At 63.8% G+C, this 20,368-nt stretch carries 18 protein-coding genes; 11 read left to right on the forward strand and 7 right to left on the reverse strand.

What is annotated here, in order from left to right; translation table 11 throughout:
* Nucleotides 1–83: 83 nt before the first annotated feature.
* Both RFN30_RS10335 and RFN30_RS10340 read left to right on the forward strand, forming a co-directional pair.
* Nucleotides 84–1,385, forward strand: a complete 1,302-nt coding sequence (locus RFN30_RS10335; protein WP_320261974.1) for an efflux RND transporter periplasmic adaptor subunit — start codon at nucleotides 84–86, stop codon at nucleotides 1,383–1,385.
* The gene (locus RFN30_RS10340) at nucleotides 1,382–4,465 is read left to right on the forward strand and encodes an efflux RND transporter permease subunit (protein ID WP_320261975.1); all 3,084 of its coding nucleotides are present in this window, start codon (nucleotides 1,382–1,384) and stop codon (nucleotides 4,463–4,465) included. Before RFN30_RS10335 ends, RFN30_RS10340 begins: the two co-directional genes overlap by 4 nt.
* A 159-nt stretch (nucleotides 4,466–4,624) precedes the next feature.
* Here RFN30_RS10340 and RFN30_RS10345 read toward each other — a convergent pair whose 3' ends face one another.
* Nucleotides 4,625–5,077 (reverse strand): L,D-transpeptidase, encoded by a 453-nt coding sequence (locus RFN30_RS10345; RefSeq protein WP_320261976.1) that lies wholly within the window; start codon nucleotides 5,075–5,077, stop codon nucleotides 4,625–4,627.
* A 338-nt stretch (nucleotides 5,078–5,415) separates the two neighbouring features.
* Between RFN30_RS10345 and RFN30_RS10350 the strand changes: the two genes are divergently transcribed.
* Complete coding sequence (locus RFN30_RS10350) at nucleotides 5,416–5,748, forward strand: hypothetical protein (protein WP_320261977.1); 333 nt, start codon at nucleotides 5,416–5,418, stop codon at nucleotides 5,746–5,748.
* Nucleotides 5,749–5,783: 35 nt separating this feature from the next.
* A complete protein-coding gene (locus tag RFN30_RS10355; protein WP_320261978.1) occupies nucleotides 5,784–5,948 on the forward strand; it encodes a hypothetical protein in 165 nt (54 codons plus the stop codon).
* A 139-nt stretch (nucleotides 5,949–6,087) separates the two neighbouring features.
* Here the strand turns inward: RFN30_RS10355 and RFN30_RS10360 are convergent, their stop codons facing one another.
* Entirely contained in the window at nucleotides 6,088–6,768 is a 681-nt protein-coding gene (locus tag RFN30_RS10360; protein WP_320261979.1) for a winged helix-turn-helix domain-containing protein, read from the reverse strand.
* 93 nt (nucleotides 6,769–6,861) lie between these two features.
* On the opposite strand from RFN30_RS10360, the gene RFN30_RS10365 reads away from it, so the two are divergent.
* Both RFN30_RS10365 and RFN30_RS10370 read left to right on the forward strand, forming a co-directional pair.
* The gene (locus RFN30_RS10365; RefSeq protein ID WP_320261980.1) at nucleotides 6,862–7,590 is read left to right on the forward strand and encodes a response regulator; all 729 of its coding nucleotides are present in this window, start codon (nucleotides 6,862–6,864) and stop codon (nucleotides 7,588–7,590) included.
* A gap of 143 nt (nucleotides 7,591–7,733) precedes the next feature.
* On the forward strand, nucleotides 7,734–9,821 hold the full coding sequence (locus RFN30_RS10370) for an ATP-binding protein (RefSeq protein WP_320261981.1): 2,088 nt from the start codon (nucleotides 7,734–7,736) through the stop codon (nucleotides 9,819–9,821).
* A 140-nt stretch (nucleotides 9,822–9,961) separates the two neighbouring features.
* On the opposite strand, the gene RFN30_RS10375 is transcribed toward RFN30_RS10370, so the two are convergent.
* The gene (locus tag RFN30_RS10375; RefSeq protein WP_320261982.1) at nucleotides 9,962–10,372 is read right to left on the reverse strand and encodes a hypothetical protein; all 411 of its coding nucleotides are present in this window, start codon (nucleotides 10,370–10,372) and stop codon (nucleotides 9,962–9,964) included.
* A gap of 67 nt (nucleotides 10,373–10,439) precedes the next feature.
* Between RFN30_RS10375 and RFN30_RS10380 the strand changes: the two genes are divergently transcribed.
* Both RFN30_RS10380 and RFN30_RS10385 read left to right on the forward strand, forming a co-directional pair.
* Entirely contained in the window at nucleotides 10,440–10,868 is a 429-nt protein-coding gene (locus RFN30_RS10380) for a hypothetical protein (protein WP_320261983.1), read from the forward strand.
* Nucleotides 10,849–12,051, forward strand: coding sequence for an aromatic ring-hydroxylating oxygenase subunit alpha (locus tag RFN30_RS10385; RefSeq protein WP_320261984.1), 1,203 nt, complete (start codon nucleotides 10,849–10,851; stop codon nucleotides 12,049–12,051). Before RFN30_RS10380 ends, RFN30_RS10385 begins: the two co-directional genes overlap by 20 nt.
* 207 nt (nucleotides 12,052–12,258) lie before the next feature.
* Here RFN30_RS10385 and RFN30_RS10390 read toward each other — a convergent pair whose 3' ends face one another.
* Nucleotides 12,259–13,677 (reverse strand): aminotransferase, encoded by a 1,419-nt coding sequence (locus RFN30_RS10390; RefSeq protein WP_320261985.1) that lies wholly within the window; start codon nucleotides 13,675–13,677, stop codon nucleotides 12,259–12,261.
* A 290-nt stretch (nucleotides 13,678–13,967) separates the two neighbouring features.
* On the opposite strand from RFN30_RS10390, the gene RFN30_RS10395 reads away from it, so the two are divergent.
* The 3 genes from RFN30_RS10395 to RFN30_RS10405 are packed head-to-tail and all read left to right on the forward strand — an operon-like array spanning nucleotide 13,968 to nucleotide 16,814.
* Complete coding sequence (locus RFN30_RS10395) at nucleotides 13,968–14,885, forward strand: ABC transporter permease (RefSeq protein WP_320261986.1); 918 nt, start codon at nucleotides 13,968–13,970, stop codon at nucleotides 14,883–14,885.
* Nucleotides 14,882–15,703, forward strand: coding sequence for an ABC transporter permease (locus RFN30_RS10400; protein WP_320261987.1), 822 nt, complete (start codon nucleotides 14,882–14,884; stop codon nucleotides 15,701–15,703). The genes RFN30_RS10395 and RFN30_RS10400 overlap by 4 nt, the downstream gene beginning before the upstream one ends.
* A 37-nt stretch (nucleotides 15,704–15,740) precedes the next feature.
* Nucleotides 15,741–16,814, forward strand: coding sequence for an ABC transporter ATP-binding protein (locus RFN30_RS10405; RefSeq protein WP_320262084.1), 1,074 nt, complete (start codon nucleotides 15,741–15,743; stop codon nucleotides 16,812–16,814).
* On the opposite strand, the gene RFN30_RS10410 is transcribed toward RFN30_RS10405, so the two are convergent.
* From RFN30_RS10410 to RFN30_RS10420, 3 genes are all read right to left on the reverse strand, one after another.
* The gene (locus RFN30_RS10410; protein ID WP_320261988.1) at nucleotides 16,778–18,076 is read right to left on the reverse strand and encodes a flavin monoamine oxidase family protein; all 1,299 of its coding nucleotides are present in this window, start codon (nucleotides 18,074–18,076) and stop codon (nucleotides 16,778–16,780) included. The genes RFN30_RS10405 and RFN30_RS10410 overlap by 37 nt on opposite strands.
* Nucleotides 18,073–19,146 carry an extracellular solute-binding protein gene (locus RFN30_RS10415; protein WP_320261989.1) on the reverse strand — a complete coding sequence of 358 codons (1,074 nt, stop codon included), beginning with the start codon at nucleotides 19,144–19,146 and terminating at the stop codon, nucleotides 18,073–18,075. The genes RFN30_RS10410 and RFN30_RS10415 overlap by 4 nt, the downstream gene beginning before the upstream one ends.
* A 114-nt stretch (nucleotides 19,147–19,260) precedes the next feature.
* Nucleotides 19,261–20,343: an ABC transporter substrate-binding protein gene (locus RFN30_RS10420; RefSeq protein WP_320261990.1), complete on the reverse strand. Its 1,083-nt coding sequence runs from the start codon at nucleotides 20,341–20,343 to the stop codon at nucleotides 19,261–19,263.
* Nucleotides 20,344–20,368: the final 25 nt, after the last annotated feature.

Here is a 20,368-nt window from a genome sequence, read left to right on the forward strand (position 1 = left end):
CCGAAATTTGAATCGGGGCCCATCGTCGATATGTGTCCCGGCATTTGATCGTCTTGCCGGCTACCGGCTTGGGGGACTTGTCCGTGAAGCGCTTCTTCATCATTACCGGAATTCTGCTGCTGCTCATTTTGGTGTGCGTCGGTATCGTCGGCTTCAACATCCTGCGCGACAACGGCATCAAGCAGTTTTTCGCCACCATGAAGCCGCCGGCCGCGACAGTGTCGACCGTTGTCGCGAAGCCCGCGAACTGGACGCCCGGCGTCGAGGCGATCGGCACCGTCAACGCCGTGCGCGGCGTCGACCTGACCGTCGAGACGGCCGGCATCGTCAAGGACATTCTCTTCCACGCCAACCAGAAGATTGCGGCTGACGCCGTGCTTCTGCAGCTCGACGACGCCGTCGAGAAGGCCGACCTGGTGGCGCAGAAGGCACAGGCCGCGTCCGACCAGGCGGCGCTCACCCGCGCGCTGGAATTGCAGCGGCGCGGCGTCGGCACCGACGCCACGCTTGACGCGGCGCGCGCGGCGGCAACCGCTTCCGCCGCGCAGGTCAACAAGCTGCAGGCCGTGCTCGACCAGAAGCGCCTGGCGGCGCCCTTCACCGGTACGGTCGGCATTCCGAGGATCGACATCGGCCAGTATCTGGCGCCGGGCAACTCGGTGGTGACGCTCCAGGATCTCGAAACGATGCGGGTCGACTTCACGGTGCCGGAGCAGCAGCTGCCGCTGCTGAAGATCGGCCAAACGGTGCGGATCGGCGGCAGCGTGGCCGACATGCCCTTTGCCGGCTCCATCCGCGGCATCGACCCCAAGATCGACCCGGCGAGCCGGCTGGTGTCGATCCGCGGCGAGGTCGCCAATCCGGAGGGCAAGCTGACCCCGGGCCAGTTCGTGCAGATCCGCGTCGAGTTGCCGGAGGAAAGCAACATCATCTCGGTGCCGCAGACGGCGGTGACGTCGAGCCTCTACGGCGACTTCGTTTTTGTGGTCGTGCCGGCCAAGCCCACTGATGCCGGCGCTGCTGTGCCGGCGAAATCGGAAGAGCAAAAAGCCGGCGCGGAAAAGCCGGCCGGTGACGCCGCCAAGCCGCAAGTCGACGCCTCGAAGCCGGCCTCCGACACGGCAAAGCCTGCCGACAACGCCGCAAAGCCGGCTGACAATGCTCAGAAGCCGGCCGAGGCCGGGCAGCAGCCGGCGCTCGTTCTGTCGCAGGTGTTCGTCAAGCTCGGCCGCCGCAACAACGGCATGGTCGAGATCGTCGAGGGCCTGAAGGCCGGCGACGAGGTCGTCACCGCCGGCCAGAATCGCCTCTTCAACGGCATGTCGGTTGCCGTCGACAACACCATCGACCCCAGCAAATCGGCGAATAAGCAGGTTCAGCAATGAGCTTCTCCGATATCTTCATTCGCCGTCCCGTCCTCTCGACGGTGCTGGCCTGCATGATCCTGCTCCTGGGCTTCCAAGCCATCTTCAACCTGTCGATCCGCCAGTATCCGAAAGTGGACGAGACGGCGATCACCATCACCACGGCCTATCCGGGCGCCAGCGCCGACCTGATCCAGGGCTTCATCTCCGCCCCGATCGCGCGCGCCGTCGCCTCGACGGAGAACATCGACTACGTCACCTCTTCGAGCCGTCCGTCATCGAGCACGGTGACGGTGCAGATGAAGCTCGGCTCCAATCCCGACGTCGCGCTCGCCGAAGTGCTGTCCAAGGTCCAGGGCGTGCGCGGCACCTTGCCGGACGCGTCCAAGGACCCGGTGATCGTCAAGGGCACCGGCCAGCAGTTCGCGATGATGTATATCTCGATGCAGAATCCGAACATGACGAAGGAGCAGCTCACCGAGTACATCGAGCGCGTCATTCGGCCCCGCATCTCGACGGTGGAAGGCGTCGCCGATGTTCAAATCTTCGGCGCCGAGGAATATTCCATGCGCGTCTGGATCGATCCGGTCAGGCTTGCCGCCCGCGGCGCCACCGCCGCCGACGTGCTGACCGCGATCAACAATTCCAACTTTCTCTCGGCGCCCGGCAACACCCAGAACGAGTATGTGGTCTCCTCGATCACGGTTCACTCGACCTTGCAGACGCCGGAGGCTTTCTCCCAACTGCCGATCCGCTCGACGGACGGCCAGGTGGTGCGCCTGCGCGACGTGGCGCGCGTCGAGCTTGGCGCCGCCAGCACCGACACCAGGGTGAGCTTCAACGGCAAGCCCGGCACCTTCCTCGCCATCTTCCCGACGCCCGCGGCCAACCCGCTGACGACCGCGGCGGCGGTCACCAAGCTCGTGCCGGTGATTCAGGAGACACTCCCGAAAGGCATGACCATCGAGGTCGTCTACGACGCCACCGGGCAGATCAGCGCCTCGATCGAAGAGGTGTTCAAGACCATCGGCGAGGCGGTTGCCATCGTCATCGTGGTGATCCTGTTGTTCCTTGGCTCGTTCCGCTCGGTCATGATGCCGATCGTGACCATCCCGCTATCGCTGATCGGCGTCTGCTTCATCCTGTTTTCGGTCGGCTACTCGATCAACCTTCTGTCGTTGCTGGCCATGGTGCTGGCGATCGGCCTTGTCGTCGACGACGCCATCGTGGTGGTGGAAAACATCCATCGCCACATGGAGGAAGACCACATGTCGCCGATGCAGGCGGCCTTCAACGGCATGCGTGAGATCTTCTCGGCCATCGTCGCCATGACCATCACGCTGGCCGCCGTGTTCGCGCCGCTTGCCTTCACCGGCGGACTGACCGGCGCTTTGTTCCGCGAATTCGCGGTCACGCTTGCCGGCTCGGTGGTGCTGTCCGGTCTGATCGCGGTGACCATCACGCCGATGATGTCGGCGCGCCTCCTGAAGGCCGGCGCGCACGGCCGCTTCCAGCGCATCGTCGACGGCATTTTCGGCCGCGTCGAGCGTGTCTACGAGCGTGCCGTCACCGCTTCGCTCAGAAACCGGCCGGTGACGCTGATCATCGTCGTTGCGCTGGTGGCACTTACCGGCTTCATGTTCACCAAGACCTCCACCGAGTTGGCCCCGGAAGAGGATCAGGGCTTCCTGCTCTCGATCGTGACCGCGCCGCGTTATGCGACGTCAGATTATACCGAGACCTACGTCAACCAGATGCTCGGCCTGGTGAAGGACATCCCGGAAACCAGGGCGCAGTTCTCGGCCGTCGCCTTCGGCGGCGCGACCAACGGCGCCTTCGTCGGCTTCGCCTTCAAGGACTGGGCGGACCGCAAACGCAACTCCAAGGAGCTTCAGGCAGACATCCAGGGCCGCCTCGCCAAGGTGGCGGGCGTCGAGGCCTTCGTCTTTGCGCCGCCCACACTGCCCGGTTCCGGCGGCGGCCTGCCGATCTCCATGGTGGTTCGCTCCACCGGCGCCCCATCCGAGGTCTTTGACGAAGCCGAGAAGATCAAGAACAAGGCGCAGGCTTCCGGCCGCTTCATCGTCGTTCAGAACTCGATGTCCTATGACGCGCCGCAGGTTACCGTCACCATCGACCGCGAACGCGCGGCGGCGCTGAACCTGCCGATCGCCGATATCGGCAACACGCTGACGCTGCTGGTCGGCGGCGCCGAAGTGGCGCAGTTCGACCGCGACTCCAACAGCTACGACATCATCCCGCAGGTGCCGCAGGAATTCCGCGACAATCCCGAGAAGCTCGGTGAGTATTTCGTGCGCAGCGTCGATGGCAAGATGGTGCCGCTGTCGGCGGTGGTGAAGATCTCCACCAACGCCTCTCCGGCGGCGATCGAGCAGTTCAACCAGCTGAATTCCGCTACGATCACTGCCCTGCCGCTGCCCGGCGTGACCACCGGCGACGGGCTGAAAGTGCTGGAAGACCTCGCCAGGGAGACGCTGCCCGACACATTCTTCATCGACTATTCCGGTCAGTCGCGGCAGGAAAAGGAGCAGGGCAACACCATCCTGATCGCCTTCGCGGCCGCCGTGATCGTCATCTATCTGGTGCTGGCCGCGCAGTTCGAGAGCTTCCGCGATCCGCTGATCATCATGATGGCGGTGCCGCTCTCGATCTTCGGCGCCATCGTGCCGCTCAACATCGGCCTCGGCACGCTCAACATCTACACCCAGGTGGGACTGATCACGCTGATCGGCCTGATCACCAAGCACGGCATCCTTCTTGTGGAATTCGCCAATCAGCAGCGCGAGATCCACGGCATGCGGCGGCGCGATGCGATCATCGCCTCGGCCAAAGTACGCCTGCGGCCGATCCTGATGACCACGGCGGCGATGGCGCTCGGCGTCGTGCCGCTGATCATCTCCAGCGGCGCCGGCGCCGCGGCGCGCTACTCGATGGGCCTCGTCATCTTCACCGGCATCCTGGTCGGCACCATGTTCACGCTGTTCGTCGTGCCGATGTTCTACACCTTCATCGCCAGCAGGGATCTGCCGCAGTTCGCCGAAAAGCCGGATCCGAAGCTGATGCCGGCGCTGCCGACGTAGCAATTCCGATTTTCCGTTTTTCCGTCCGGAATTGCGTAGACAAGAAGGAGCGGCGAACAAGCCCGCTCCAAATGAAAAGAGGCCGGAAAATTCCGGCCTCTTTTTTTGGCGGTCGCCCCACTGCTTCGACATGATCCGCCGAAGGCGGCGACCAGCCTGCTACTTGGCGATGACGATGCTGGTATTGGCCGGGCCGAAGGCCTCGACAAGCTGGTAGAAGTCGGCCGCGGCATCGGGATGCAGGCGCACGCAGCCATGCGAGGCCGGCCGGCCGAGGCGATTGATGACGTAGGTCGCGTGCACGGCGTAGCCGCCGCTGAAGAACACCGAATGCGGCATCGGCGCATTGTCGTACTTCTTCGAATACCACATCTCATGCATGCGGGTCGGCTTGAACGATCCCGTCGGCGTGATGTGCCCCCTGTCGCCCGTCGACACTTTCCAGGTGAAAGTCGGCCGTCCGTCGACCGTGACTTCCATGATCTGCTGCGACAGCGAAACCCGGGCGACGACCTGATTGGCGTGAGCGGCATTGCTGCCGAAGAGCAGTGCCGCGCCGGTGAGCGCGGCGGCGGTGATGTTGATGAGCTTGGCGGAAATGGCGGTATGCATGACGATCCCTCTCCTTGTCCGGTCCGGCCGGCTTCAATTTCGATGGGTCGTCTTATCGTGGGCGCCTGTTTCAAGGCTATTTCGCTTGATGCTCGTATCTGTTTCGAATCTGTTTCTCGAAGTTAACGGCGGCGCCTGACAATTTTGCTCGTGAATCCGGTTATTGGCTACCGATAACTGAGGGGAAACCGCCAAACGAAAGCGCATATGGCCTTGATACGAAAGTAATTTCGCTGATCTCGAAACCGAATTGCAACAAAGCGCGGCTCGCGCGGCATGATGCGGATACAGGCCGGCGGCAATGTCGACGCAACGGGAACAGACATCAGCAAACGAAAATGGGCAGGAAATCGAAACCACGCACCTGGCTTCTCGGGATCAGCATCTCGGCGATGATCCTCGGTGGCGCCGGCTCTGTCGCCGGCAACCCCGTGACGACGCTTGGCGCCATGAATTCCGGCGAGGTTTCGACGCTGCACGCTGCACTGTTCATCGCCACGGTCTGGATCGTTTCCAGCCTGCGCGTCAACCGGCTGAGGGCCCTCTGGCGGGTCGGCCTTCGGCTGATGGGGATGCGCGGCCCCTCCGGCTACTTGCTGCCGAGAGGACCGAAGGCCCGCGCCGCAGCGGGGGGCTCCGTCAGCGGCGCGGGTGCTTCGGGAGTTTCCTGAAGCACCGACGACCATCGAATTTGGGGATCAGTGACATGAAAACGAAATTCGCCGCTTCAGTGCTGTCCGCACTGCTCTACGCCCAGGGGCTGCTTGGCTTTGCCGCACTGGCGACGGTGCTGCTCAAGGAGCGCGCCCATGCCTCGATCGCAGCCGACACCGACATGCCGTCCGGCCCGTCGGTCCTCGTGGTGCGTTAGGCACTGGCATCGGCCCCAAAAGTGTGAAGCGGTTTTGGGATGATCCGATGCCAAGCCAGAAACAACATCGGACCCAAAAGTGCAGACGGATTTGGGTGATCCGATGCAAGATCAAGCAAATGACCTGGTCGTGCCCGCCTCAATCGCTGCGCGGCGGATCGAAGCGGTAGCCGGCGCCCCTGATGGTGGTGATGGTCTCCGTATCGAGCTTGCGGCGCAGCCGCACGATGCGCGAATCGATCGAGCGGTCGAAAGCGTCGGCATTCTCGGCGGGCGCGGCGGCAATGATGTCGTCGCGGGTCAGCACCTTTCGCGGGCTCGCCAGAAACAGCCTGAGCAGCGCCACCTGCCCCGGCGACAGCTGATCCTCGGCGCCGGAGCGATGCATGACCATGGCCGACCGCAAGTCGACGGTGGCGTTCTCCAGCACGATCAGTTCCTGGGTGTTGCGGCCGCGCCGCGTCAGCAGGCCGCCGATACGCGCCGCGAGCTCGCGCACATTGAGGGGGCTTTCCACCACGTCGGCGGCGCCGAGCTCCAGCGCCAGCACCTTGTCGACAAGGTCGCGTGGCCGGCAGATCAGGATGAAGTCGGAACCGCCCTCGCCGCCGTAACGCTTGAGCAGCTCGCGCCCATCCGCCTGGGTCACGTCGTCACCGACGACCACGACGTCGATGCCTCCTGCCGAAAGCAGCGATTCGGCCTCCCAGGGCTGGCGTGCCTGACGCACGTCGTGCCCGCGCCGCTCGAGATGGTCGGCAAGATCGCCGGCCACCACTTCGGCAACGGATACAAGCGCGACGACGGATCGTGCTGCCATTTTCTTCACCCCGCCACAGGCAACTCGAGATAAGCGCTGGACATCATGTTTATACCCAATCTACTTTCCGCTGAAAGCGGGAGCGAGACCATTGTGAAGGCGCGCATCATCGTCGTCGAAGACGAGCCGGATCTGAGGGAAGCGGTTGCCGAGTATCTCGGCGCCAGCGGCTATGACGTCGCCACGGCCGAGAATGCCGCGGCGGCGCGCAGCCTGCTCGAGGCGCAGCCCTTCCACCTCGCCATCCTCGACATCGCCATGCCCGGCGAGGACGGCCTGTCGCTCGGCCGCTGGCTGCGCTCCAAGACGCAGATCGGCATCATCTATGCCACCGCCGCCGGCACCGCGCTCGACCGCATCGTCGGCCTGGAGCTCGGCGCCGACGACTACATCGTCAAGCCCTACGAGTTGCGCGAAGTGCTGGCGAGGGTCCGCAGCGTGCTGCGCCGCGTGCCGCAGCCGGTCGCCCCGCAGGCCGCGAAGGCCGAGGGCGGCACGCGCCGCTTCGTGAATTTCGGCGGCTTCCAGGCCGATTTCGACGGCAGGCTGGTGACCGGCGCCAACGGCGCGGTCATCGAGATGGCCAAGAGCGAGTTCGACGTTCTGGAAGTTTTCCTCACCCGCGCCAACCGGCTTTTGACGCGGGCCGCGATCTCGGAGGCGATCGGTTTCGTGGAAGACCCGGAATCGTCGCGCGCCGTCGACATCCGCATCATGCGTCTGAGGAAAAAGATCGAGGCGGACCCCGCCAATCCGAAATTCCTGCGCACGGTGCGCGGCGAAGGCTATATCTTCTCGCTGCCGACCGGCGACGGCAACTGACTCCGGCGCCGCGCATCCTTCCGGATACGCGATCGACGCTGTAGCATTCCGATCCAGCGCACCCGAAAACCGTGATCGATTTTCGGGACTTGTGTGCTGGATTTCATGGTTTACCGATATGGCCCCGGGGATGACGTTGGACGATGACAGCTGAGGCCGCACGGATGGACATGCACGGCTCCCGCCAGGGCGCCGCGATGGCGGCGGTCCATGTCGTTCGCAGGCTTCGCGAGGCCGGCGACTGGCAGCGCGAGATGGACGGCATACTGGAAACGCTATGCCGCTCGATGGATTGCCAGCGCGGCATTCTCTTCCGTCTGCGCGAATTGCCGGGCCAGGGCTTTGCCCAGTCCGTTTCGGCTTACTGGATCGACCCGGGCTTCGGCGGCGAGCTGGCGTCGCCCACCGTGATCGTGCAATCGATCATCAACTCGGATCCGCTGCTGGAACGGCTGCAGGAAGACGAGCGCCAGGGCAAGGTCTTTGCCGGCCACACACGCAACCTCGACGGTTTCCTGCGCGCTGATTTCGAAAAGCAGAACATAAAGTCCTTCATTTCCGTATCGGTCTTCGCCCACGGCCATCTCTGGGGCACGCTGGCCGTCAACGACTGCATGGCCGAGCGCGAATGGACGGACGAGGAAGAGGCGACGCTCCACATCATCGCTTTGGCCATCGGCGACGCCATCGAACACTCCCCTTCCGAGGCGCATGCCAGCGAGGTCATCCGCCGCACCATGCTGCAGGCTTCGCTCGACGCCATCATCGTCATCGACGAAGCAGGCTCGATCATCGAATTCAATCCCGCGGCCGAGAAGATGTTCGGCTTCCCGCGCAGCGACATTCTCGGCAAGGACCTGCTCGACACCATCGTGCCGATCTACTACCGCAAGGGCTACGCCTCGGGCGCCGAATACATGTCGGGCCGCGGCGCGCCGATGGTCGGCCAGCGGATGGAGACCGTCACCCAGAATGCCGCCGGCGAGGTCTTCCCGATCGAACTGACGGCGACCGAGATGCGTGTCGCCGACCGCCGCCTGATCTTCGGCTCGATCCGCGACCTGCGCGAGAAGCTGCACGCCGAAGAAGAGATCAACCGCCAGCGCGAGAAGCTGCACCAGAACGAAAAGATGGCGGCGATGGGCTCGCTACTGGCCGGCGTCTCCCACGAGCTCAACAACCCGCTGGCGGTGGTGGTCGCGCAATCGACCCTGCTGCATGAATTCGCGGCCGACCCGCAGACCAAGGTGCGCGCCGAAAAGGTGCGCGCGGCCGCCGAACGCTGCGGCCGCATCGTCAAGAGCTTCCTGTCGATGGTGCGCCTGCATCCGACCGAGCAGGCCGAAACCGACCTCAACCAGGTGATGCGCTCGGCGCTCGAGGTGACCGCCTATGGCGCGCGCTCCAGCGGCATCATCATCGACACCGACTTCGCCAATGGCCCGCTGCTCGCCATGGCGGATGCAGACCATGTCACGCAGGTCGCGGCCAATTTCCTCATCAACAGCCAGCATGCGCTGGCTGGAATCACTGGCGAGCGGCACATAAAGGTGCGGACCTTCCATAGCGAACGCGGCAATCCCGGCTTCTCCGTCGAGGACAACGGTCCCGGCATTCCCGAAGCGATCCGCTCACGCATCTTCGAATCCTACTTCACCACCAAGCCGGTCGGCGTCGGTACCGGTATCGGCCTGTCGATCTCGAAATCGATCGTCGAGCGCCACAACGGCAACATCTGGTTCGAGGAGGTTGAGCCGCACGGCGCGCGCTTCGTCGTCCAGTTGCCGGCAATTGCCGGCGATGCGGCAAAAGCCGGCGAAGGCCCGGCGCGATCGAGCGGACTTCGCCATGCGCTGATCATCGACGACGAGCCCGACGTCGCCGCTTCGCTCTCCGATATATTGGAGCTGATGGGCGTGAAATCGCGCGTCGTGCCAAGCTGGACGTCCGCCGGCGAGGTGCTGGGCGGGCAGATGCCGCCCGACATCGTCTTTTCCGACCTGCGCATGCCGGGCACCAGCGGCATATCGATCTATCGCGAGTTGCTCGCCGAACAGCCGGAACTGGCGCAGCGTTTCGTGCTGGTCACCGGCGACCTTATCGGCGCCAAGGCGGAGATCGAGGCGCTGCCGCCGCAGCAGCGGCCGCAGATCCTGGAAAAGCCCTTCTCGACCCTCGACGTCCGCGGCGTCCTCTCCGCCATTGCCGATCAGGCGGCTGTGGAGAGCTGAACCCAGCGCCCTCCCAGGGTCTGTTGAGATTGAGGTCAAGCCGGCCTCACCTGAGTGTCGAAAGACCCGAAAAAAGAGGCTCCCGACCGACTTTGCGGCGGGAGCCTGACTGGAGCGCGGAGGGTGCGCTCAGGGGAGCCTTAAAAAACGTTCGGGGTGTTGGTGAGCGGCGCGGCGTTGGCGATCATGCGCACCGCGCGGGCCCGGTGCTGACCGGATTGCTCGGCGATGGCGCGCAGGCATTCGGCGTCCTCGGCGCCCCAGTTCTGCCCCTTGCAGGCAAACTCGACCTGCGGCTGCGGCAGGCGCGCGGTCTTGAGCGTGGTCGGCGCGCCCTCCACAACATTGGCCGGGGGATTGATCGAAGCGAAAGCGGGGCCTGCGGCCGGCGCAAGCACCATGCTGGCAAAGGCCGTGGCGCCCAGCAGCATGAACATCGCCATCGGATGGTCGCTGGCGCGCTGGCGCAGCGCCAGCTTCGGCCGGCGGTCGTTACGCTCGGGGCCCTGCGTGCGGCGGCTGGCGTCGGCGATCCTGACTTTCGTAAACATCGGCTGTTCCCTTCGTTATCTTTCTTTTTCCTTTGAAACGAACATAAGCGCGCCACGTAACAGCCGAATGATCGATCGCGATTGCCCGTGTAACAGGATTGAAACAGCGATTTGGATCGCCACGCTTCTTTCCCTGCTTGCCGCCAGCGGAGTTCACCCCCCGCTGGTTTTGCGAGACAGATGCGCTTGTCGGACGCCGGGGACTGTAAGCAACCTCACACAGACGCCGAATTGGCATGGCCGCCGCGATCGTCCGATGCGAGAAAACGTGCCCGAATGGACGGGTCGGACGCTCGAATCCGCGCCCGAAACCGCTGTTTTACATCCCTGGTTAAGACCCGGATTTTCCGGGATTTTTCAGGCCCAGGCAGGTCAAAAGCTGCCGCCACGAAATTTCCATATTTCTACAAGCCATTGCATTTCAATGCAAAATATGCTTTTATTGAATGAGTATTCAACAAAAAGAAGAGCCTTTTATGAACCCGCACCTCCGTGACGTGGCGATCCCCAACGATTGGGACCGGCGGGGTTTGCCGGGGTGGAGTTATCACTCCAACGCCCTCCTCGAGCTCGAGAAGGAATACGTCTTCCGCAATCACTGGCAGATTGCCGGCCACGTCTCCGACGTGCCGAATCCCGGCGACTACCTGACGATGGACGTCATCGGCGAGCGGGCGCTGATCGTGCGCGGCAAGGACGGCGTCGTGCGCGCCTTCAACAACATGTGCCGCCATCGCGGCAGTCGCGTCGTCGCCGACAGCCAGGGTACCTGCAAGAACGCGCTGGTCTGCCCCTTCCATGGCTGGGTCTATAATCTCGACGGCACGCTCCGGGGCGCGGCCCGCCCCCGCTCCTTCCCCGAGCTCGACAAGACCGAGTTCGGCCTGATGCCGCTCGACCTCGAAATTTGGATGGGCTTCATCTTCATCCGCTTCCGCAAAGGCGGGCCGCAGCCTTCGGTGGCCGAGCTCTTGAAGCCGATCGAGGCCGAGATCGCCCACTACAATGTTGCCGATATGGTGCCCTCCTGGGGCATCTGGACGCAGAAATCGCCGGTCAACTGGAAGTCGGTGCGCGACGTCGACAATGAAGGCTATCACGTCGCCATGGCGCATCCGGCGCTGCAGGACCTCTACGGCGCGACCTATTTCGACGAGCCCTTCGTCAACGGCGTGTCGCGATCCTTCGCCACCTACAACCCGCATGCCGGGCGGCGCTGGAGCGTCGATAAGTACATCAGGATCGCGCCAGAGCCGAAGCATCTGCCGGAGCACCTGCGCAAGGCCTGGATCTATTACGGCATCTTCCCCAACAACGCGCTGTCGATCATGCCGGAATCGGTGCAGTTCTATCAGGAGTTCCCGCTGTCGACCGGCGAGACGCTGCTGCGCGGCGCGATCTACCGCTACAAGGACGAGACGAGGGAGCAGGCAGCCGCGCGCTATCTCGCCTACCGCATCGACCGCGACACCATGAACGAGGACGTGCAGCTCTCCGTCTGGTCGAACGAATCCATGCTGTCGGAGGCGTTCGGGGGCTTCTACCTCTCAGACCTCGAATACGGCGTGCGCACCCACCACGACCACCTGCGCAGGCAGGTTCCCGTGCTGAACCTCGAAACGGCGCCCGAGGAAAAGGACATGTGGGGATTGAACGACGCGCTGCGGTCGAGGGGATGAGCGGGGCGCCGAAGCTGCTGATCTCCCCCCTTGTGGGGGAGATGTCCGGCAGGACAGAGGGGGGCGCGAAGGGACGCGGCCTCCGTTACCTGCGATCAGTCACAAACTGGCGAGAACATACTGTTGCGATAGCAGAGGAGGCGCTGGCGGGACAGCGCCCCCCTCTGCCCTGCCGGGCATCTCCCCCACAAGGGGGGAGATTGGCCATCACCCCCGCCAGACGCCTTCCTTCCTGAGATCATCCATCGTGCGCGAAATGCCCTCGCGCAGGATCGCCACCATGTCGTCGACCTGCTCGCGGCTGATGATCAATGGCGGCGACATCACGCACATGTTGATCAGCGGCCGCACCAAGAGGCCGAGCTCGTGGCAATGCGCGTCGATGCGTTTGCCCACATCCTTGTCGAGCTGCAGCGGATCCTTGCTTTCGCGGTCGGCGACGCATTCGATGCAAGCCATCAAGCCAACGCCGCGCACTTCGCCAACCAGCGGCAATTCCTCGAGCGTCTTCAGCCGCGCCTGGAAATAGGGCGCGATCTCGCGCGCATGCTGAAGCACGCCGCCTTCCAGGAGATCCAGGTTCTTCAGCGCCACGGCGCAGCCGATCGGATGGCTGGTGTAGGTGAGGCCGTGGCCGAACAGCGCGTCGGGATGGTTGGAGCGGCGCAGCTGCTCCAACAGCCGTTCCGAGATGATGACGCCGCCGAGCGGGAAATAGCCCGAGGTGACGCCCTTGGCGAAGGTGATCATGTCCGGGTCGATGCCGAACACATCGCCGGAGGCAAAGACATGGCCGAGCCGCCCGAAGCCGGTCACCACCTCGTCCGAGACATAGAGGATGTCGTTCTCGCGGCAGATCTCGCGGATGCGTTTGAGATACCCGCCCGGCGGCACGATGACGCCGCCCGAAGCCTGCACCGGCTCGCCGACGAAGGCGCCGATCCTGTCGGCGCCGACGCGCGCGACGGTGTCGCGGAACTGGTCGACGAGAAAATCGGTGAAGGCGGCGACGCTCATCTCCTTCGGCCGCCGGAACGGGTCGGGCGAGGAGAGCTTGATCACCAGCTCGTCGGCGCCATCCATCCAGTCGCGGTCGCGCGGACGGCCGTTGAGCGAGGCCGAGAGATAAGTCGAGCCGTGATAGGCGCCGCCGCGGCTGAGGATAAGCTTCTTCTCCGGCCTGCCGCGCACATTGTTGTAGAACTGCACGAAGCGCAGCGCCGTCTCCACAGCCGACGAGCCTCCGGTGGTGAAGAAGGTGTGGCTGAGGTCGCCGGGAGCGGCATCGGCGATGCGCCGGGCAAGCTTCGCCGAGGGCGCGTTCATCGTGTACCAGGGCGTGTTGTAGGACAGCGCCATCGCCTGGTCGTACATCACCCTTGCCAGCTCCTCGCGGCGATGGCCGACATTGATGCACCACATGCCGGCCGGACCGTCGATCAGCCGCTTGCCGGAAGCGTCGGTGATGTAGATGCCGTCGCCCTCGCCGATCAGCGCCCGCACCTCGGCGCCGACCGAGCCGGCGTAGGGCCAGGGCTGGACAAGATGGCGCTTGGCGAGCTCGACCGCGTCGTCGTCCCCGGGCTCGACAACTTCCCTCGCCCTGATCTCACTTGCAGCCGCCATTTTAGCCTCGCATCGTCCGGTTGCGGAATTTCGCTGGACACGAAACGAAGCGGGAAGCCATGGAAAATCCGCCTTTCTTCACTTCATTTTGAATGTCCATTCAATCAATATTGCAGAAATAGCGCTTGATTTCAATCGGCGGATGCGATCATGATGAAAGAAAGCCGGCAAGCCTGGAGCGATCGCTTCAGGCACATAAAACGGGAACAGGCAGCCGGCGCCAATCAATGGGAAGGCCGTATGGCGGGACAGTCCGAGCCGGCAACTGCAATCACGCCCGGGGCGCTGCAATGACGGCGGCTGCGGAAGGGTCGCCCCCGTTTCGCGTCACGGGAGCCAGACGAAGTCCCCTTCTGCAATCGGAAGCCGCCCAGGGCTTTGTGCTGATCAGCCCGACCTTCCTCTACGCGCTTATCCTTCTCGTCCTGCCAATCCTGGTCGTCATCGCCCATTCCTTCTGGACGCAGGACTACCTCACCATCGACCATAACTTCACGCTGGAGAATTACCGGATCGCGCTGACCGAGCCGATCTACCGCGACCTGCTTTGGCGCTCGCTCTATATCTCGCTGACGGTCAGCCTGCTCACCGTAGCCCTCGCCTATCCGATCGCCTATTTCATTTCCTTCCATGGCGGCCGCCACAAGAGCCTCTGGCTCTTCCTCATCACCATCCCGTTCTGGACGAGCTACCTTTTGCGCGTGATGTCGTGGAAGGTGATCCTCGGCTACAATGGCGTGCTCAATTCCGGCCTGATGGGCCTCGGCATCATCGACGAGCCGTCCACCGCACTGCTCTACAATTCCAGCGCCGTCATCATCACGCTGACCCACGCCTGGGCGACCTTCGCCATCCTGCCGATCTTCGTTTCGCTGGAGAAGGTCGACCGCACCCTGGTCGAAGCGGCGACCGACCTCGGCGACGGGCCGGCGCGCTCCTTCCTGCGCGTGACACTGCCGCTGTCGGCGCCCGGCGTCATCTCGGCCGCGCTCATCGTCATGATCCCGACCGTCGGCGACTATGTCACGCCGAAGCTGGTCGGCGGCAAGGACGGCGTCATGATCGCCAACGCCATCCAGGCGCAGTTCGGCAAGGCGTCGAACTGGCCGCTTGGCGCAGCACTTTCCGTCACCACCATGGTCATCGTCTCGTTGATGGCCGGCGCAACCGTGCTGGTCATCCGCGCGTTGCAGAGGCTGGCGCGATGACGGCGATCAGACGTTACCTGCCAAGCTGGCTGTCGAGCTACGCCGCGCTCTACGTCCTTTTCCTCTATTTGCCGGTGATCTTCCTGCCGATCTTCTCGATCAACACGGCGGCGACGCCGAAATTCCCGCTCTCCGGCGTAACACTGCATTGGTATGAGGACCTGCCGCGCACGCCGGCGCTGATCGACGCCACCTGGAACAGTCTGCTGGTCGGCGTCTCGGCCTCGATCCTGTCCACCGTGCTCGGCATCCTCGCCGCCCGCTCGATCACCCGCTACCGCTATCCCGGCCGCCGCACCATCAACGGGCTGATCATGGCGCCGCTGGTGCTGCCAGAGGTGATCGTCGCCATCTCGATGCTGCTGGTCATGCTGCAGCTCGGCCTCAGCCTGTCGCTGTTCACCGTGGTGCTCGGCCATGTGCTGGTCTGCATCCCCTATTCGATGACGGTGCTGACCTCCGGTTTCGAAGGCTTCGACCGCAGCCTCGAGGAAGCCTCCGCCGATCTCGGCGAAAGCGCCTTCGGCACCTTCCGGCGCGTGACGCTGCCGATGGTGGCGCCGGCGATCATCTCCAGCCTGCTCGTCTGCTTCACCATCTCGCTCGACGAGTTCATCATCGCCTTCTTTCTCACCGGCACCGAGGCGACGCTGCCGATCTACATCTGGGGCCAGTTGCGCTTCGCGGCAAAACTCCCGGGTGTGCTGGCGCTTGGCACGTTGCTGCTCTTCGCGTCCTTCGTGCTGATGACCGTTGCCGAAATCCTGCGCCGCCGCGCGGCGAGACGCACCCAGAACGAGGGAGGCCTCTATGCTTGAGCGGGTCCAATCCGAGCGCACCCAATCGGATCGCACGATGATCGACATCCGCGACGTCACCCGCAGCTACGGCGCCTTCAAGGCCTTGGACAATGCCTCCTTGGCCATCCGGGAAGGCGAGTTCTTCTCGCTGCTCGGCCCCTCCGGCTGCGGCAAGACCACGCTCTTGCGCATGATTGCCGGCTTCGACACGCCGACCAGCGGCTCGATCGCCGTCGACGGCCAGCCGATGGACGGCATCCCCGCCAACCGGCGGCCGACCAACATGGTGTTCCAGAGCTACGCCATCTTCCCGCATCTCAATGTCGAGCAGAATGTTGCCTATGGGCTGAAGCGGCTGAGGCTCGAAGCCGGCGAGGAAAGGCGCCGCGTCGAGGAAGCGTTGGCGCAGGTGTCGCTGACGGGCCTCGGCAAGCGGCGCGCCACCGAGCTCTCCGGCGGCCAGCGCCAGCGCGTGGCGCTCGCACGCGCGCTGGTCATGCGGCCGAAGGTTCTGCTGCTCGATGAACCGCTATCGGCGCTCGACAAGAAGCTGCGCGAGCAGATGCAGGTCGAACTGCGCCGTCTGCAGCAGGCGGTCGGCATCACCTTCGTGCTGGTCACGCATGACCAGTACGAGGCTTTGGCCATGTCGGACCGCATCGCCGTGATGTTCGGCGGCCGCATCGCGCAGGTCGCTTCGCCCAAGGAAATCTACCAGCGCCCCGTCAACCGCCAGGTCGCCGACTTCCTTGGCGGCATGAATTTCGTCAAGGCTCAGATCGTCGAGGAGAACGGCGCTTCCTTGGTTGTCGACACGCTTGGCTTCGGCCGCGTCAAGACCGACAAGCCGAAGGCCTTCGTGCGCAATGGCGGTGGCGCGACGCTTGGCATTCGGCCAGAGCGGCTGCGCGTGCTCTGGGACAATGCGACGGCGAAGTTCGAGGTCGCCGGCAAGGTGGTCGAGCGCCATTATTTCGGCGAGATCACGCATCTGATCGTCGAGATACCGGGGCTGGAAAAGCCGCTCTCGGTGACCGAGACCAATGATTTCGGCGCCGACGACATTCCGGTCGGCGCGCCGATCCGCCTTGCCTACGATCCCGAAGCGCTGGTGGCGATGGCCGACTGAATTTTCCTGGCAGCGATACGCCCTGCCACGATCGCGCCTTCGACATAGCCGGGAAAAGACGGCGAGAGTTCCGAAGCCGAGAAATAGACCGGCGGCGCGCCGGCAAGGATGGTGCGCTCGGCGTTCCTCGCCGTCACGTCGACGATGAGATCGCTGTAGGCGCCGCCGCTCCAGCGATCATGCGTCCAGTCGCGTGAGCTGAAATCGACAATGTCGGCAGCATCCGGGCCGAGTGCCTGCTCGAGCCTCGCCGTCAATTCCGCGCGCAACGCCGCATCGCTGAGCCTGTGCCAGCGCAGCGCAAGAGGCCCGCCGATGAAGACGATAAGCGCGGCATGGTCGAGATCCTTGCTGGCGTCGCAGGCAAACAGCCCCGGCTGATCGCGCCACATGACCATGCCGCGCAGATTCCGCTCGCGCCAGAATGGCCTGGCATAGCGCACCAGGATCTTGATCACCGCGCCGCTTTCCCAGACGCCCAGAGCCTTTGCAAGTTCCGCCGGCAAGGCGGGCGCGAATTCGAGCTTCGCCGCCGTCGCCGGCGGCAGAGCAATCAGCGCCTTGCGTGCTTCGATCACACCGCGGGCCGAGACGACACGAACGCCTTGCTGCCCGTTCTCGATCCGTGTGGCCGGTTCGCCCAACCGCAGCCGATCGCCGAGGTCACCCGCTAGATCGTCGGCCAGCGACTGCATTGTATCGCGCAAGAAATACTGCAGTTCGAACACCTCGTTGGTGATGCGGCGATCGTTGTCGATCAGGTACCATAACGGCACCTTGTCCAGCGCCAGGCACCACAGGCCTTCGATCATCGAGCGGAAGGCGGCCTTGGCGTCGGCTGTGTCCTTCTGGCGCTCGAGCCATGTCGCAACGGTCAGCCCGGCGATCGAGGGATCGTCCGGCTCGATTCCGTTCATGCGCTCGCGGATCGCCATCGCGATCTGATAGGTCCGCTCGGCTTCCTTGGCGGGCATCGACGGATGGGTGATGAACTCGCCCTCGACATAGGTCTCGATCAATGTCCTGCCGTGCGCCTTTGCCAGCGCCATAAGCTCCGGCATGTCCTGACACAGGAACTGGCCGCCGCTGTCGATCCGTTCGCCCAGGCCGTTCTGCATGGCCTCCACGCGGCCGCCGACTCGATCGCGCGCTTCCAGGACAAGGAAATCGATGCCGGCGCGCTTCAATTCGAGCGCGGCCGTCAGGCCGGTAAAGCCGGCGCCGACGATTATGACGTCGGTTCTCTCGGTTTTGCTGCTCAATAGCCGGCCTTGATCTTCTCGAACTCGGCGACCATCCGCTGCTTGAGCTCCGGCGCGACCGGCTGCTGGAACAGCGTCTTGTCGAGGAACTTGTCGAGATTGTCGAAGCCGCGCTCGGTGAGCAGCTTCTGGTCCATCGCCGCCATGCCGGCGCTGTTGCCGTGGCCGTAGCCGAAGGTTTTCACCATGTATTCCGAAACGTCGGGAGCGTTGACCGCGTTCAGAAAATCATAGGCCTGGTCCAGCTTGCCGGGCGCGCCCTTCATCAGAACGTAGCCGCACACCCAGGTCGACAGGCCCTCCTTGGTGTTGCGGTTCATCTCGATCGGCAATCCTTGTCCTTTCAGCGTCACATAGGTCTCGTTCCAGCCCCAGACCAGATCGACCTCGTTGCCGGTGAAGGCCTGGTTGAGGTCGGTGTCGTCGGTCCAGTAGAAGCGGACGTTCTTGTGCACGTCGCGCAGGAAGGCGGAAGCTTGGCTGAACTGCTCGTCCGTCATCTTGGTCCAGTCCTTCAGCCCGATGACGAGGCTGGCCAGTGCATAAGCGTCATCGACATTGTCGCCGATGGTGACGCGGCCCTTGAACTTCGGGTCGGCGAAGATTTTCAGCGATTGCGCCTCTTCTGCCGTCACCTTGTCGGTGCGGTAGAGCAGCGAGGTGTTGCCCCAGTCGAAGGGCATGAACCAGGCTTTGCCGTCGGCGGTGGTGGCCAGATCCTTCATCGCCATGATGCCGGGATTGAGGTCCTTCCAGCCGGCGATCCTGGACGTGTCGAGCGGCTGCAGCAGCCCGGCCTCGCGCCATTTCACCACGCTCTGCGAACAGGGATGCGCGATGTCGGCCTTGAAGCCGGCGCGCATCTTCTCGAAGGCTTCGTCCTCGTCGCCGAAGAAGGAGAAGCTCGGCTCGGCGCCGTATTTGGCGGTATAGGCCGGATGCAGCAGCGGATCCTCAAAGCCGGACCAGTCGAAGACGACGAGATCGCCCCCGCCCTCGGCAAGCGCAGCGGCGCCTATGCCAATAGTGAAGACGGCAGCCGAGGCAAGGCGGGCAAGCATGGATTTCATGGCGCGAGAATTCCCCCATCGCGAACGCATGAAGCGACGTTAGGAGAATTCCGGGCCTTTGGCGAGCCTACCTGCTCCGCTGTGCAAGCGGAGCAGGCAGCGACCGCACAGGGCTCAATAGCCAGCTTTGATCTTCTCGAACTCGGCGATCATCTTGAGCTTGAGCTCGGAAGGCAGCGGCTGCTGGAACAGTGTCTTGTCGACCCACTTTTCCACGTTGTCGTAGCCCTTCTCCTTCAGCACCGCCTGGTCGACGCCGGCCATGCCCTTGGCGTTGGCCTGGCCGTAGCCCCAGTCCTTGACCAGCACCTTGGCGACTTCCGGATCGTTGACGGCGTTGAGATAATCATAGGCCTTGTCGACATTGCCGGGCGCGTCCTTGAACAGCACATAGCCGCACACCCAAGTGGAGATGCCTTCGTCGGTGTCCTTCTTGGACTTGATCGGCACGCCGGCCGCGACCGACTGCACCGTGGCGTCGTTCCAGGCCCAGGCGAGGTCGACCTCGCCGCCGCTCAACAGCTGCACGATATCGGTGGTGTCGGTCCAGTAGGAGCGGACGTTCTTGTGTACCTGGCGCAGGAAGTCCGACGCCTGTTTGAACTGCTCGTCCGTCATCTTGGTCCAGTCCTTCAGCCCGATGGCGAGGCTGGCCAGCGCATAGGCGTCGTCGACATTGTCGCCGATCGAGACGCGGCCCTTGTACTTCGGATCGGCGAACGCCTTCAGCGACTGCACGTCCTTCTCGGCGATCTTGTCGGAGTTGAAGGTGAGCTGCGTGTCACCCCAGTCCCAGGGCATGAACCAGGCCTTGCCGTCGGGGGTGGTGGCCAGGTCCTTCATCGCCATGATGCCAGGATTGAGGTCCTTCCAGCCGGCGATCTTCGAAGTGTCGAGCGGCTGCAGCAGCCCCGCCTCGCGCCATTTCACCACACTCTGCGAGCAGGGATGGCCGAGGTCGGCCTTGAAGCCGGAGCGGATCTTTTCGAACGCCTCGTCCTCGTCGCCGAAGAAGGCGAAGGTCGGCGAGTCGCCGTTCTTGTCGACATATTTTCCGTGGAAGCCCGGATCCTCATAGCCGGACCAGTCGAACACGATCAGATCCTTGTCGGCGGCAACGGCGAACGCCGCCGCCGAAGCCGCCAGGGCGCCGCTGAGCGCCAATGTCAGTGTCAGGCGTCGGCTGAGTTTCTTCATGCTGTTCCATCCTCTTTTGGTCTTG

Origin of the sequence: Mesorhizobium dulcispinae, assembly GCF_033977345.1 — a bacterium.
GTDB classification, from domain to species: domain Bacteria; phylum Pseudomonadota; class Alphaproteobacteria; order Rhizobiales; family Rhizobiaceae; genus Mesorhizobium; species Mesorhizobium dulcispinae.